At 74.2% G+C, this 15,010-nt stretch carries 11 protein-coding genes and 1 tRNA gene; 2 read left to right on the top strand and 10 right to left on the bottom strand.

Annotated elements, in window-relative coordinates; all coding sequences use genetic code 11:
* From D6689_04205 to D6689_04185, 5 genes are all read right to left on the bottom strand, one after another.
* Window positions 1-622, bottom strand: a 622-nt coding sequence (locus tag D6689_04205; protein ID RMH43791.1) for a hypothetical protein, incomplete at its 3' end; no start/stop codon positions are given.
* A gap of 110 nt (window positions 623-732) precedes the next feature.
* Window positions 733-2,259 carry a carboxypeptidase regulatory-like domain-containing protein gene (locus D6689_04200; GenBank protein ID RMH43790.1) on the bottom strand — a complete coding sequence of 509 codons (1,527 nt, stop codon included), beginning with the start codon at window positions 2,257-2,259 and terminating at the stop codon, window positions 733-735.
* A gap of 229 nt (window positions 2,260-2,488) precedes the next feature.
* Window positions 2,489-3,457, bottom strand: a complete 969-nt coding sequence (locus D6689_04195) for a hypothetical protein (GenBank protein RMH43789.1) — start codon at window positions 3,455-3,457, stop codon at window positions 2,489-2,491.
* Between the two features lie 185 nt (window positions 3,458-3,642).
* Window positions 3,643-5,145, bottom strand: coding sequence for a hypothetical protein (locus D6689_04190; GenBank protein RMH43788.1), 1,503 nt, complete (start codon window positions 5,143-5,145; stop codon window positions 3,643-3,645).
* Window positions 5,142-6,413 carry a hypothetical protein gene (locus D6689_04185; protein RMH43787.1) on the bottom strand — a complete coding sequence of 424 codons (1,272 nt, stop codon included), beginning with the start codon at window positions 6,411-6,413 and terminating at the stop codon, window positions 5,142-5,144. The genes D6689_04190 and D6689_04185 overlap by 4 nt, the downstream gene beginning before the upstream one ends.
* Before the next feature lie 386 nt (window positions 6,414-6,799).
* Here D6689_04185 and D6689_04180 point away from each other — a divergent pair, with 386 nt between their 5' ends.
* Window positions 6,800-8,497 carry a M20/M25/M40 family metallo-hydrolase gene (locus D6689_04180; GenBank protein ID RMH43786.1) on the top strand — a complete coding sequence of 566 codons (1,698 nt, stop codon included), beginning with the start codon at window positions 6,800-6,802 and terminating at the stop codon, window positions 8,495-8,497.
* Here the strand turns inward: D6689_04180 and D6689_04175 are convergent.
* From D6689_04175 to D6689_04155, 5 genes are all read right to left on the bottom strand, one after another.
* Window positions 8,446-8,931 (bottom strand): GNAT family N-acetyltransferase, encoded by a 486-nt coding sequence (locus D6689_04175; protein RMH43785.1) that lies wholly within the window; start codon window positions 8,929-8,931, stop codon window positions 8,446-8,448. The two genes, D6689_04180 and D6689_04175, sit on opposite strands and share 52 nt — an antisense overlap.
* A gap of 138 nt (window positions 8,932-9,069) precedes the next feature.
* Window positions 9,070-9,972: a hypothetical protein gene (locus D6689_04170; GenBank protein ID RMH43784.1), complete on the bottom strand. Its 903-nt coding sequence runs from the start codon at window positions 9,970-9,972 to the stop codon at window positions 9,070-9,072.
* A gap of 265 nt (window positions 9,973-10,237) precedes the next feature.
* Window positions 10,238-10,312, bottom strand: a tRNA-Gly gene (locus D6689_04165).
* 88 nt (window positions 10,313-10,400) lie between these two features.
* Window positions 10,401-11,441 (bottom strand): hypothetical protein, encoded by a 1,041-nt coding sequence (locus D6689_04160; protein RMH43783.1) that lies wholly within the window; start codon window positions 11,439-11,441, stop codon window positions 10,401-10,403.
* Between the two features lie 333 nt (window positions 11,442-11,774).
* Entirely contained in the window at window positions 11,775-13,430 is a 1,656-nt protein-coding gene (locus tag D6689_04155; GenBank protein RMH43782.1) for a serine/threonine protein kinase, read from the bottom strand.
* Window positions 13,431-14,207: 777 nt separating this feature from the next.
* Between D6689_04155 and D6689_04150 the strand changes: the two genes are divergently transcribed.
* Window positions 14,208-14,762: a hypothetical protein gene (locus D6689_04150; GenBank protein RMH43781.1), complete on the top strand. Its 555-nt coding sequence runs from the start codon at window positions 14,208-14,210 to the stop codon at window positions 14,760-14,762.
* Window positions 14,763-15,010: the final 248 nt, after the last annotated feature.

Raw genomic sequence — 15,010 nt, 5'->3', positions numbered from 1 at the left:
CGGCGTCCCGCGCGCGAGCGGCCGGCGCGCCCGCCGCCGGGGGCACGGTCCCCGCCGCGACGCGCCGGACCGCGGAACCCGGGCACGGCGGCGGCACCGACCGGGGGCGCGGCGCCGGCGCGATCGCCGTGCGCTGCCGGCCGACGAACCGCGCGAGTTCGTCGCGCAGCGCGCGCAGGCTGCTCCATCGGTCCGCCGCAAACGGCGCCATCGCCGTCTCGAGCACCGCACGCAGCTCGGGAGGCACGCACCGAGCCGCCTCCCCGCCCGCGCGCGCGCTGCGGCCCGTCGCGCCAAACGGATGGCAGCCCGTGAGCGTCTCGAACACGACCACGCCGACCGTGAACACGAGCGACCGCTGGCTGGTCGGCTCACCGCGCAGCTGTTCGGGCGCCGCGTAGACGCGATCGCCGTCGAGCCGCATCAGGAACGTCAGCGTGCTCGCGGTGACGCCCGGCCGGTCGACGCGCTCGAGCGCCTCGAGCGCGGCGATCGCGCGCAGCGCGACCTCCACCGGGTCGTCCGGATTCGGGCGTCCCCCCGCCAGCTTCCAGAACATCCGAGGGACGACCGACGGCCCCTCGGGCACCGTGACAGCGCGCCGATTCGTCACCGCGACCATGCACCGCTCGGGTGCAAGCCGCGGACCGGCCTCCAGTCACCCGCAGTTCCGACCGGTTGCATCGAACGCCGTGGGGGGTCGCGGCGCCGGCGCGCGGCCGGCGGCCCCGCTCACTGGCGCGACAGCTCGACGTCGACGTCCGCGGGCTCGGCCGGCTCGACCGACACGCGCGCGCGCGCCTCCGCGAACCCATCCGCCGTCGCGATCACGTCGTAGTCGCCAGGCGCGACTGGCCAGATCTCGAAGCGGCCGTCGCCGGTCGCGAACCGCCGGCGCTTGCGGCCGCCGCGCTTGCCGCGCGGGCGCACGTCGACGGAGAACGCGGGCACCGGCTCGCCGCCGGCCGCGCGCACGCGCCCGCGGATCGACCCGGCCGGCACCATTTTGAGCACCAGGTCGTCGACCGGCGCCATGACATTCGTTTGCCGCGCATCGACGTACGCGGGGTGCCGCGCCCGGATCATGTGCGGGCCGGGGCCGACGGCGTCGAACGCGAACGCGCCCGAGCCGTCGGTGGTCACCTTGTCGTAGCGCAGCTTGCTGCCGAGCCACACCTGCGCGACCTCGGCGCCGGGCACCGGCACACCGTCGGCGTCGACGACGCGGCCGGCGATCACCAACGGCTCGGACACCGTGAGCACCACGCCGGTCCGCGCCTCGCCGTGCGCCAGGTCGATCGTCACCGGCGCCGACGGCGCGTAGCCGTCCGCGACCGCCTCGACCACGGTCCGGCCCGGCCGCAACCCGCGCACCTCGAACCGGCCGCCCGGGCCGACCGGCGCTTCCCGGCGGTCGTAGTGAACGCTGCGCGGTACGCGAGTCGAGACGACGACCGTCGCATCGTCCAGGCCGGAACCGTCCGGCGCGCGGACGACGCCCGCCACCGACGCGCTGCGGTCCACCACAATGTCGACGCCGGCCGCGACCTCGCCGGCCGCGACCTCGACCCGGGCGAACCCGTGCGCGCCGTCCGCCGTCGTCGCGCGCAGCTCGACGGCGCCGGGCGGCACCACCAGCTCGTACGCGCCCGCCGCGTCGGCGAGCGCCGGCGCCAGCATCCCCGCGCGAACGTAGCCGGCCGCGGCGCGCGAGTCGGATCGGATGGCGACCTCCGCCCCGGCCGCGGCCGCGCCGCCGTCGTAGACGACGCGACCGCGCACCGCGGCGGTGCGCACGACCTGCACCGTCACCGCGACCGCCTGCTCGGCCCGGGCGACCGCCAGCGGCGGCTGCGACGGCGCGATCACCCCGTCGCCGATCGCGCGGACGTCGTAGACCCCCGGCGCGAGGGACAGCGAGAACCTCCCCGCGCCGTCACTGGTCGCCGTCGTCTCCCGGCTCCCTTGCGCGAACACCACGTCGACGCCGGCGACCGGCGCGCCGGTGCCGGCATCGACCACCTGGCCGGTGACGGTCGCCACCACGCCCGGTGCGGCGCGAAACCGGGTGCCCACCGTCGGCTCGAGCACCCGGCGGGCGCGGGTCGCCACGGGCTGCCGCCCCGCCGGGGCATCGGGCGGCCCGGCGGCCGGGGCTCCGGTCGCCGCCGGGGCGCGCCCCGGCGCGGCCCGCCAGCGCCACAGGCCCACCGCCGCGGCGACCAAGACCAGCGCGATCCACGTTCGCCGTCCAGCCATCGCGCGCCAGGATAGTCCAACCGTCGCCCGCGCACCCGTGTGACCGCGGCGCCCCGCGTGCGACCGCGCGCGCGAGGTCGGCCACCGCGAGCGCGCGCGCCGGCGCGACCGGCGCCGCCCGGTCAACACGAGGCGCGCGCCGGCGCCGCCCGGCCAACACGAGGCGCGCGCCGGCGCCGCCCGGCCAACACGAGGCGCGCGGGCGCCGCCCGGCCAAAACCGGCGCGCGTCAGCGCGATCGGCGCCGCCCGGCCAGCACGCCGGCGACCACCGCGGCGCCGCCGAGGACCGCCAGCGCCGGCAGCCGGCGCGCGAGCGCGTCGTCCACCGCGCGCGCCGCCCACACCTCGCCGCCGTCGACGAGCGCCCGCACCGCCGGGTCGCGCGGTGCCCGGGATCCGCGCAGCTCCGTCACCGCCGCTTGCAGCCGGCCGGAGGCGACCGCGCGCGCGCCCGCCATCGCGCCGAACGTGAGCGCCACGCCGAATGCGAGCGCCCACGCGACCGCGCGCGCGCGGTCGCGCAGGCGCGGACCGTTGACCGCCGCGAGGAGGGCGAGACACACGGCCAGCGCCGCCAACCCCGCCCACCACAGCGCGCGCGCGTCGCCGATCCACGCCCGCAGCTCGTCGAGGCGCGCGGCGTCGCCGCCGTCGCGCGCGACGGCGCGGGCGAGGTCGATCTCGTCCGGAATCTGCGCGATCGCGCGCCGGCCGCGCGCCCGGAATGCCGCCATCAGCGATCGCGCGCGGCGGTCGTCGGCGCACGCCTTTGGCCCGGCGAGCTCGGCGCACGCCGCGGCCGCGCGCGCGACGAGATCCTCCACCGCGCCGGCCAGCGCGGCCTTGGTCGCGCGCAGGTCGATCGCCGCGCGATCGCGGGCGCCGTCGACCGCCGCCATGGCGGCGGCGTGCGCGCGGCGAAGCGTCTCGTCCAGCCAGGCGTCGGTGACGACGCCGTCCACCATCTGCCGGATCGCCGGCCGCGATGCGTCGGCGAACGCCGGCTCGGCGCGCACGCGCTCGTACAGCCACGCGGTCGCCGCCTCGGCCGCGCGGTCGCGCACGCCGGCGCGGCGGGCCGTGGCGACCACCGCATCCGCGTCCGCCGCGTACCGCGCCACGGAGTCGACCAGGGCGAACGTCGAAAAGGCGACCGCGAACAGGATCGTCAACGGCCACGTCACCAGCGCGCGCACGGGGCAGCGGGTGTACCGCGTTTGCTCGCCGCCGCCAACCCGCGCGCGCCCGCGCGTCGCCGCGCCGAAGCGAGCGCACGCGAGTGCCGGCGCTCACGCCTCGGCGGCTCCCGCTCGCGAACGGCCGCCGCGGCCGCGCGTGCGTCCGGCGCCCGCCGGTGTCCCGGTCCGCCGGGGCGCCGCCGTCACCACCGGCGCGTGAGCGCCACGGACACCAGCGAGTAGCCGGTCTCGTAGGTCCCCGTGTTGATCGGGTGGTACGGCAGCTCGTCGCCCGGCAACAGCGGCACCGGCGCGTCCGGCTGTTGGCGCAGGTCGACGTCGTCCGGGTTGGCGACCGGCATCTCGCGCACCTGTCGCCGCGTCTTGCCGATGCGCGCCGCGCCCACGTCGATGCGCGTGCGCGCCCACTCGATGCCGATGCCGCCGGCTACCAGCAGGCGCGCCGCGCCGTCGACGTTGAGCGTCGTCCAGCTCTCGGGCACCGCCTCGGTGTCGTACGCGACGCCGCCGCGCAGGTGGTAGCGCCGGCCGCCGGCGCCGCGCACGATCCGCGACGCGCCGACGCGCACGGAATACACGTCCCGCAGCTTGTAATCGATCGCCGTGTCGTCCAGGCGACGGTTCATCACCGCGCTGCGCCCATCGACGCGGACGCGATAGGCCGATGCGTCCGTCCACTTCTCCCAGCGCACGTCGACCTCGAGGTCGCCGATCTCCGCGCCGTCGTCGTCGCGCGCGACGACGCGAGCGCCGATCGTTGCGGTCGCCGGCAACGTCATGTCCAGACACGCGCGGACCGCCTGCGGCGTGCCGCCCGGCGCGCAGCGAACGTCGCCCGGGTCGACCGGCACGATCAGGCTCCCGCCGTCGGCCGCGAGCTGCTGCAGATTCGCGCCCGGCTCGGACACCATCACCCCCTCGGCGTGAAACGTCGTCGCCGCGGCATACGCACCGCCGATTTCGAGGTCATCGGACGCGCGGAACCGAAAGCCGAGCGCGTAGGTGAACGCGCCCGGATCCGTGGCGTCGACCGTCACCGCGATGTCGCGCCCGGGCTCCTCCCCGCGGTTGGGCACGCCCTGGACGACCCGCGTGGACCGCACGCGCGCGTACGCGAGCGTGGCGCGCAGGCCCGCGTCGAGCCGGTCGCTCAGGCGCACCGCGAACCCCGCGGACGGGAACACCACGATGCCGTCCTGGCTGACCGCGTCGTAGCGCTGCGGCGCGGGCGCCTCGTCGCCGTCGCGCGTGCGCACCGTCTGCGGGTAGTCGCGCTTGCCGAAACCGGGCGGCGCGAACACGCCGAGGCCGAACGCATAGCGCGGGCGGCCGAACCGCACCGCGACGAACGGCACCGGCTGACTGGCGCGATAGTCGATCCGCGGGTACGGATCGCCCACGTAGTCGGGCTGCGCGCCGCCCGGATCGATCGTCTGCGGCGCGTACTCGCCGGCGCGCTGGAACGACTGCTCCATGCTCACCACGTTGAAGCCGACGAACACCTCGCTGCCGCTGCCGAGCAGCCCCGCCGGGTTGTAGTACAGCGCGGTCGCGTCGTCGGCCTTCGCGACGAACGCGCCGCCGCGCTGGATCGCCTCGCCGCCGTTGTCGGCGACATACTGGCCACCGGCCTGCGCCGCCACCGGCGCGGCCACACACAACGCGGTTGCAAGTCGAACGATCATGGCAAGAAGTCGCAGGCGCCCGTGTCGCCACCGAACGGCCCCTTGCACGGGGCACACTTGAAGCCCTCGGAGCACGTGCCCCGGCCGACGAAGATCGTGTCCACCGCGCCGAGGCAGTCCGGCAGACACGCGCCCGGCTCGCCGCCGCCGATCAGGCCGGTCGTCACGCAGGGCTCCGCGACAAACGTGCCGTCGATGAACTCGTCGGGCGCGCACAGCAGCCCGGAGTCCTCGGGGCACACATCCTCGCCGAGGCTGTCGGCATCGTCCCCGGCGAGTTCACCCGGGATGCACGTTCCGCGGCCGTCGCAGCACTTCGGAAACACGAGCGGCGGTTCGGTCGGTCCCGTGTCGCACGACAGGCCACACGCGCCGGTGTCTTCGCCGGTGAGCGGGTCCGTACACGGCACGCACACGTGCGTCGGCGGACACACGTCCTGCGGCAAGCGATCGAGCTGCTCGGCGACCTCCGGCAAGCACCGCGACAGGCACCGTCCCTCGCCGCCGCCGACCGACCGGCACGTCTGCGGCTCGAAGCTGCCGGCGCTGGCGATGAACTCGTCCGGCACGCACTTGCCGCCCGCCGAGCAGTCGGCCAGCCGCGACCCGAGGTCGCCCGGCACGAGGTCGGCGGGCAGACAGTGGGCGCCGCCGGTGTCGCACTGGTCGCAGGCCGGCAACTGCGTCGGATCGATCAGCGGCGGCCCGACGTGGGGACCCTCCGGGCACTGGCTCGCGGGGGTCGTGTTGCACTGCAGCTTCAAGTCGCACGCTCCGGTTGGTTTCCCATCCAACGGATTGATGCACGGCACGCACCGCTGGCTCACGTCGCAGATGTCCTGGGTGAGCAGGTCGTAGTTTTCCTGGACCTGCGGGATGCACGACGACAGGCACACCCCGGGGCCGTTGACCGACAGGCACTCGACCGGCTCGACCGCACCGCCGGCTTCGATGAAAGCGTCCGGGATGCAGTAGCCGCCGTTTTCGCACTGCGCGACCAGCCCTTGCACCTCGTCGGGGACGTAGCTGCCGGGCACGCAGTGGCCGCTGTCGCCGGTCCCCTCACAGCACGGCGACAGCAGCTTCAGATCGATCGTGGGCGCGCCCTCGCACTGGACCTGCTCCTCGTCGCTACCCGCGTCCGGGCTGCCCGGCGGCGCGAACGGCAGCGCCGTACCGACCTCGCAGCCGGCGAGCGCGAGCAGCGCGACGGCTGCCGGCCACCCGGCACCGCGCGCACGACGACCCGATCGTTGACCTCTACCCATGCCCGGGCGAAGTGCATCGCGCTTGCCAACGGGGAAACTTTCGTGACACTCGGGCCACCTTGCACAGTTGGAGACCGACGACCTCTCGCGGGCCGCCCGGCGATCGGGTGTGCGGTCCCCGATCGGGGGGCGCGCATCCCACGTTGTCCTACCTGTGTGCCGCGCTGCGGCAGGAAAATACGCCCTGTTCGCCGGCGGCACGGCATGGGGACGATCGACCCGAGTACCGGCGCGTGCGCGTGCGATCGTTACCGTTGCTACAGCAACTAGGGTCGAGAGACCCCGCGGTTCGCGATCGGCCGGGCCGAGCCGCCCGCGGCCCGGCCGCGGACCTCGGCGGTCTCCCCGCGCACCGCGGGCGTCGTCGTGGAATCGCGCCCCACCTGATGCGCCGTCACCTCACCTGCGCCGCCGCGCCGTCGCGGATCTTCAGCGCGATCTCGGCGGGTTGCGTCCGCGCCCGCGAACGGAAGCTCGCCGATCGCGGTGGCACGCGATGTGGATTGACGCGCGGCATGGTCCGCACGACTCCGACTTCGCGGGCGCTGCTCGGCCTGGCCGGAGCGCTGGTGCTTGCGTCCTGCGCCGCGGAGGACGCCCCGGCGGCGGACGCGTTTGCGGCCGGCCGCGGCGCCGGGGCCGACCGCTGGCTCACGGTGGATGCGCGGCGGCTCGCTCGCGCCGTACCGCGGCTGTCGCCCGACGCGCGCGCCGCGTTCACGCCGGCCGACGTGGTCGATGGCGTCGCGATCGTGCGCGCTCCGACCGGCGCGATCGCCGAGCTGTCGGCCGCATTGCACGCCGGCGGCGCACGCTGCGGCGGCTTCATGGCGCACCCGACGCGCGCGGCCGCGATCGCCGCCGCGCGCGCCGCGGCGGCTCCCCGCGCCGTCGCCTATGCGGCCGCCTATACGATGGATCGGGCCGACGTCGTCGCCGCCGTGACGGCCGGGCTGTCGGCCGCGGCGATCGAGGACACCATCCGAACCCTGTCGGCGTACCGCAACCGGTTTTACACCAGCGACTCCGGCGTCGACGCCGCCGAGTGGCTCGCCGACCGGTGGCGCGCGATCACCGCCGGCCGCCCCGACGCGCAGGTGCGGCTGGTGCCCCATGCGTTCGCGCAGCCGTCGGTCGAGCTGACGATCCGCGGGACGGCGATGCCCGACGAGTACGTCGTCATCGGCGGTCACCTCGATTCGATTGCGCCCGGAGGCGCGAACGCCGTGGCGCCCGGCGCCGACGACAACGCATCCGGGATCGCGGCGCTCACCGACGTCGTGCGCGCCATGGTCGCCGCCGGCTATCGCCCCGATCGCACCATCGTCGTCTACGCATACGCGGGCGAGGAGGTCGGGCTGCTCGGCTCGCAAGACATCGCCGAGGACGCCGCCGCGCGCGGGCTGAACGTCGTCGGCGCGCTGCAGCTCGACATGGTCAACCACCACGGCTCGCCCGAGGACATGGCGATCATCACGGACTACACCGACCCCGCGCTCACCGCGTTTCTCGAACAGCTCGTCGATACCTATGTCGGCGCGTCGCGCGTGCGCGACACCTGCGGGTACGCGTGCTCCGACCACGCATCCTGGTACCGGGCCGGGTTCCCGGTCGTCCATCCGTTCGAGTCGCGCGCCGCCGACATCAACGCCGTCCTGCACACCCCGGACGACACGATCGACGTCAGCGGCGGCCGCGCCGACCACGCGCTCACGTTCGCGCGCACGACGGCCGCGTTCGCCGTCGAGCTGGCCAAGGGTCGCACGGAGGATGCCTGCACGACCGACAGCGACTGCGGCGACGGCCAGACCTGCGCCGGCGGCGCCTGCGTGCCGATGCCCCCGGGCGGCCCCGACGCCGGCTCCGCGATGCCCCCGGGCGGCCCCGACGCCGGCGCGGGCGGCGGCGCCGGCGGCGACGGCGCGGGCCCCGCGCCGGTGACGAGCGGCTGCGCGGCGGCGGGCGCGCCCGCTGCGGACGGAGGCGGGTGGCTCGCCCTCGCCTGGCTCGCCGCGTGGTCCGCCCGGCGCCGTCAGCGCGCGCGCGCCGCGAGCGCGGCGAGCGCCCGGCCGTCGATCCGGTAGATCGTCCAGTCCGACAGCGGCTGCGCGCCGAGATGGCGATACAACCGGATCGCCGGCTCGTTCCAGTCGAGCACCGACCACTCGAGCCGGCCACAGCCGCGGTCGACCGCGACGCGCGCGACGTGCGACAGCAGCGCCGTCCCGTAGCCTCGCCCGCGCGCTTCCGGCCGCACGAACAGGTCCTCGAGCACCAGCCCCGGCCGCGCGAGAAACGACGAATAGCTGTGAAAGAACAGCGCGTAGCCGACTGCGAGACCGTCGGCGATGCCCAGCACCGCCTCGGCATACGGCCGCGGCCCGAACAGCGTCGCGCGCAGCGCCGCTTCGTCGGCGACCACCCGGTCGGCCAGCCGCTCGTACGCCGCCAGCGATCGGATCAGGTCGAGCAACACCGGCGCGTCGGCCTCCGTTGCCGCACGGATTGCGAATGCCATGGCGCGAGCGTCGGCGACAGCGGCGGCCGGCGCAAGTGTCGTGTGCCGCGCCGGCCGCCGGCTGCCCGCCCCGCGAACGCGCCGCCGGCCCGGCGGCCGTATGCCCGGTGCGGGAGGCGCAAGGCCCGCGCACGTGCGTCATCGGGCGGACCGCACGAACGCGGGCACCGCGGTGAAGCCGAAGCCGACCGACAGCGCATCGGCCACGCCGTCGCCGCCGGGCGCGAGATTCCCGTCGGCGTCGCGCAGGTCCACGTCAGGGGCGAGCAGCGCCTCGGTCACCGGATCGTCGCGCAACTCGGCGTACCCGATCGTGCCGTCGCGATCGGCGTCGAACATCTCGAGCAACAGCGCGCCGAAGCTGTCGGGCGCGCAGCCGCCGGCGCAGTCGCGCGCAACGATGCGATTGAGACCTTCGCGAAACGCCGGCACGAGCTGCTCGTCTACCACCTCCGCCGGCACGCCGCCGGCCAGGCGCCCCTCGATGCCGCCGCGCGTGATCGTCGCCTCGATGCGCGCACCGATCAGCGGCAACACGAACGGCTCGTCCCGCCCCGGGAAGGCGACGGCGACGTAGATCGTTCCGCTCGCAACCGACAAGCCGCCGCCCGCCAGGTGGCCCGCCAAGCTGCCGGCCGGCCGCGCCGGGTCCACCTCGAACACCTCGACGCCCGAGAAATTGTCCGACGGGTCGCCGTCGAGATCGACTCCGTGCTCAAACAAGACCGCGGCGGGTCCAGCGCCGTCTAGGTCGGGCGCCCGCACCTCGATCAGGTGGAGCATCGCGCCCGACTCGATCATCGCGTTCGTCTCGGCGCCGACATCGAGATCGCCCGCCATGTCGTCGATCAGCGCGAGCAGACGGCCGAGGGCGTTGTCCGGCCGGCCGTCGGCGTCGCAATCGAGATCGAGCCCGAGTCGCTCCGCTTCCATCGCGGTCCCGGCCACGTCGACCCGATCGACGACGAACCCGTACAACGGCCCGTCGGCGGCGACCTCCGGCGCCGCAGCGCAGGGCGGTTCCGCGACCGGGTCTTCCACGGCGCATCCGGCGACTGCCGCTGCAACGGCGCCCATCGACAACCACAACAACGTTCGTTTCGGTGTGTTCATGCCGAAAGGTCCGTCCAATTTCCGTTCCACTCGGCAACTCCGCGACGCGGCGTGCCGTTTGTCGAAGTTCCGTCACGCCGCGCGCCGGCGGCGTCAGGCCTTCGGCACCCGCGCCGTCGAGCGCGCATCCGCGCGCGATCGCGACGCGCCTGTCGATACGAGGACGGCCGGTGCGCACTTGCACCGGCCGTCGCGGAGCGGGATACCGGGTTCGAACCGGCGACCTTCAGCTTGGGAAGCTGACACTCTACCGCTGAGTTAATCCCGCAGTCGTCGACGCTACGTTACCGAGTCGCCGGCCGCTGTCAAGCGGCCGCCGCCCCGATCCGGCCGCGCCTGCGCGCGATGGCGCGCGGTCACTTGCGGCGGCGAGCCCGCTTGGCCCACTCGTTGCCGCCGCCGTCGCGGAAGCGCCCGGACCCGACCACGCTGCGCCGGCCCTCGAATCGCGACGCCGACGCCTCGACGTCGCCGCTACCGCGAATCGCCACGGCGCGGCGACCGCTCACCGTGGCGTGGTCCAACACGACGTCGCCCGAACCGAGCACGGAGATCGCGTCGCGTTTGGCGCGAACGACGCTGTTGCGCACGCGCACGTCGCCGCTGCCCGCGACGCGAATGGCGGCCTTACCGCCGCGGATCGCGCCGTCCTCCACCACGATGTCGCACGAACCGACGACTTGGACCGCGACGCCGGGGGTGTCGATCGACACGCCGCGCAGATGAATGTCCTCGGTGCCGGCGCACGTCACCGGGGCGTGCGGCTTGAGGGCCGCCTCGTCGATCGACGCGCCGGCCTTCCCATCGGCCGGTGCGCGCGGGGGGGCGTCCGGGCCGTTCGCGATGTCGGCCGCGGGGGCTCCGAGCGACGGCCCGCGCTGCGGCGCCGACACGGCCGCCGTCGCGCTGCGTTCGACGTCCGCGCCGAATCGCACGTCGCCCGAGCCGAGGCGGTTCACCGGGCCGGCGACGCGCGAGCGCCGAACCTCCACTTCGCCGCTGCCCTGCACGGACACGGCCGCCGTCCCACCTCGCACGTCGCTCCGGTCGATCCGGACCGATCCCGAGCCCTGGATCAACACGGCGGTGCCAGGGCTTTCGATCACGCTGTTCGACACGATCACATCCCCGCTACCCGCGATCCGAATGGCCGCCTTCGTGCCGCGCAGCAGGCTGTTTTCCACCCGCACGTCGCACGAGCCCATGACCGTGAGCGCGGCCCCGTCGACATCGACGCGCGCATTGCGAACGCGCACCGGTTTGCTGCCGTCGCACACGATCGCCCCGCGCGGCTTCAGGCCGCGCTCGATCGCGGCCCACCCCTCGGGACCGGGCCTCGCCGCAGCGCGCGTCGCGAATCCGAACATCCCCATCAGCAAGGCAGCGGCCGTCGTCATTCGCATCATTGTTTCCTCCTGTGCCCCCAAATCGCCTCCGCGTCGCGGCCACGCGAATGTGCCGTCGCGGCATGGGCTCGTCAAGTAGCGACGAGCGCTCCGATTCGACGACGTAGCACGCCGGGGATTCACCTTGTCGCGGCCGGCGCACGCCGCCCCCGCGAGCCCGGCCGACGCCGCGGCGGCGTCCGGGGCAGGCAGTCCGGCGTCATCGCGGACGCGCGATCCCCGCACGTCTCGACCAGCGAGTGTGAGGGCCGGCTCCCGAGTTGCAACACCGCGATACGACGGCCCTGTGCTCGATCACGGCACAGAGCGCCCCACTCCGTGCCGCTAGCGCTCGCTGTCCCACGGGTGCACGCGCAACAGCCGCGCGGCTTGCTCGCGAAGGTCCGGCGACAGGGTCCCGGCCGCGGCGGCGGCGAACGCGTCGGCGAGCGCGGCACCGCTGGCGAACCGCTCGCCCGGGTCCTTGGCGAGCGCGATCGCGAACACGAGGTCGACGTCGTCGGGCATCGGCGCCAGCGCACTGGGACACGCGGGCATCGTGTGCACGACGTCATATAGGATCGACGGCACATCCGGGCCGACGAACGGAGGGCGGCCGGTGAGACAGCGATACGCGATCGCGGCGAGTGCGTACAGGTCCGCGCGCACGTCGACCGGCCGCCCGCGCGCCTGCTCGGGCGCCATGTACGATGGCGTGCCGACGACGGCGCCCTGCGTGAGCGTCCCGCCGGACTCGGCGAGCACCGCGACGCCGAAGTCGAGCACTTTCCAGATACGGCGCCCTCCCACGTCGGCGTGGAACAAGTTTTGCGGCTTGAGGTCGCGATGAACGATGCCGTGCGCCCAAACCTGATCGATGACGCCGCCGATCTCACGGACGAGTTCGCATACGCGACCGAGGGGCAGTTGCCCTTCCTCTCGCAGATACTGCGCCAGGTCGTAGCCGCGCAGCCGCTCCATCACCAAATACGGTACGGTGGCGTCGGCCGACGATGAGTCGAACACGCGCACGACATGGGGCGAGTCGACGGAACTCGCGGCGCGCATCTCCCGCAGGAATCGCTCCACGTGACGGCGGTCATCGAGTACGTGCGGATGCAACAGCTTGACCGCCGCCGGCTCGCCGCCGCCCTCGGGGACCGCGTCGTACACCTCCCCCATCGCGCCGTGGCCAATCAGCGCGCCGACGCGGTACCCCGCGATCACGTGTCCGGTGTAGTGACCGGGGCCGCCGATCCGCAGCGCGCGATTGAGGTCGTGGCGGACCTCGGCCAGCTGCGCCTCCCGCTTGTCGGCAAGCCGCATGGCGCGTTGCAAGTTGTCGATTGCCTCTAGGGTGCTCTTGCGCGCCGACCGCGCGATCGCAAACGCCATCAAGAAGGCGCTGTGAATCAGGACGATGACGAGCGCCATCTGCAGCGGCGGCAGCGGCGCCGCCGGAAACAGGCCCGGGTCCACGATGATCCCCGCCGCGATCGCTGACGCCACGACCGCGTGCGGAATCACGCCGATTGCGTAAACCACGAGGGCGGCGGTCGGCCGCTCGGTACGGCTGAAGAAGTACACGCCGAGCAACACGATCATGGTGACGGCGGAGAACACGCCGAAGTACACGACCGCGATCTGCGCGACACAGGCGACCATGGCGGCGAACGCCACGTTCTTGCGCGGCGTGAGGTTGTCCGGATTGCGCAGGTGCCGGTAGAACAGCGTGCTCACGATCGCGCCGATCGTCAGGCCCACGAGCATCGCCCGCTCAAGGATCGGATTGCCGTCGAACACGGCCAGGGACGCGGCGGTCACCGCCGACAGCGCCCAGCCCATTCGAATGAGGGCTCGCGTCCGCGCCACCTCCTCGAGGCGCAGGGCATGCGCCGGCGACTGCGCGAGCGTGCCGAGGCCGGTGGACGGTGCCGCCGTGAGCCACGGCGCCTCGGACGGCACGTGCACGACGGTGTCCGCGTCGATCGGACCGGCCATCCGGTCCTAGGATACTCCAGACTGATGGCCTGCCGGCGGCGCCGGCCCGCCCAACACTCGAGGCGGCGCCGCCCGGGCGAGCGCGGGCCCGCCGCGCCGTTCGCCCGGGTTGCGGGGCGCATCCATCCGCGCCGTCCGCCCGGGTTGCGGGGCGTAGCGGGGTTGCCGGGCGTAGCGGCCGGGGTTGCCCGGCGTAGCGGCCGCGCCGTTCGCCCGGGTTGCCGGGCGTAGCGGCCCGGGTTGCCCGGCGTGGCGGCCCGGGTTGCCCGGCGTGGCGCGCGGGCCCCGGCGACCCCGCCAGGCGGCCGGTCAGACCGCTTCTGCGCCGCTCGGTCGGGCGGAGGCCGCCGCTCGGTCGGGCGGAGGCCGCCGCTCGGTCGGGCGGAGGCCGCCGGTCCGACCGCGCCGGCGCCACTCTGGCCCGCCCTGCCTCGCCCGCGAACGACCGCGTGGCGGCCCACCGATCGCGCGGAGGACAGCGGCCGCCTGCCGGTACGCGGGCCGGCCAACCTCCGCCCGGCTCGGGCGTCTCGCAGGCGGCCTGACCGCATCGACGCCCCGCGGACCGAGCCGGCCTCATCGGCGAACGACCGCTCGCGGACCGGCGACGAACTTGGTTCGGAAGCGCGCGTCACCTGGGGGGCAAAGCGCCACGGCGATCTTGAAAAATCGATTAGTTACATCGCAAGTGATCGGATCCGGACAGTGGCACAAGTACGCAAATGTGCGACAAACCGTGGTTCGCCGGTCGGCACGGGGCGTGAACTAAGGACGGGCATGTTCACCGCAGGCACCTCCATTCACTCCTCGAACCACATCTTCCAATCCGTACTCGAACAGGCCGAGGCCGGCGTCGTCGTGCTCGACGCCGCCGGCCGCGCCGTCTACCTCAACGCCAGCGCACGCCGATTGCTCGATTGTTGCGGCGAACGCCTCCCGGCGTGGGTCGACGACCACCTCGAGCCGATGCTCGAACAGACCCGTCACACGGGCACTCAGGCGCTCGAAAAATGGGTGCACGGAGACCTCGTGTTGCGCGTCCGGCTGCAACCGCTCGACAAGTTTGGCGCGATGTACGTGCTCGAGATCACCGTTGCTCACGCCGGCTCGGGCCGGCAGGTGGCGGAAGTGCTCGCGCGCAGCCTGCACCTGTCGCTCACGGACGCCAAGCTGCTGGCCCTGCTGTGGCGGGGCATGAGCAACGACGAGATCGCCCAGGCGCTCGGCGTGCGCGTCGGGACGGTCAAGTCGCGCCTGTTCCGCCTCTACCAGAAGCTCGGCGTTCGCCGTCGCGCGGCCGCCGTGCTGCGCGCCGCCGAGGTACTCGGTTAGGGGCCCCTGAGGACCGCACACCACGGCTAACCCCATGAAACTTGACGCGGCGTCGCTCCTCACCGCCGTGGATCCGCCGCGCAGCTTCGTCGCGCGTCGCCTGAGGTTCCACCGGCGTCGCCCGAGTCGCACCGCATCATTCAGGGACAGCCCCTAAGCTCGGCCGCTCGGCCGATCCGGGACCGGGACCGGCCGAGTCGCACCGCATCATTCAGGGACGGCCCCTAAGGGCTGTCCCGCGCGCGCGG

Source organism: Deltaproteobacteria bacterium (assembly GCA_003696105.1).
In the GTDB taxonomy this organism is placed as follows: Bacteria; Myxococcota_A; Polyangia; order Haliangiales; family J016; genus J016.
This window is presented reverse-complemented; position numbering and strand designations above follow the sequence as displayed.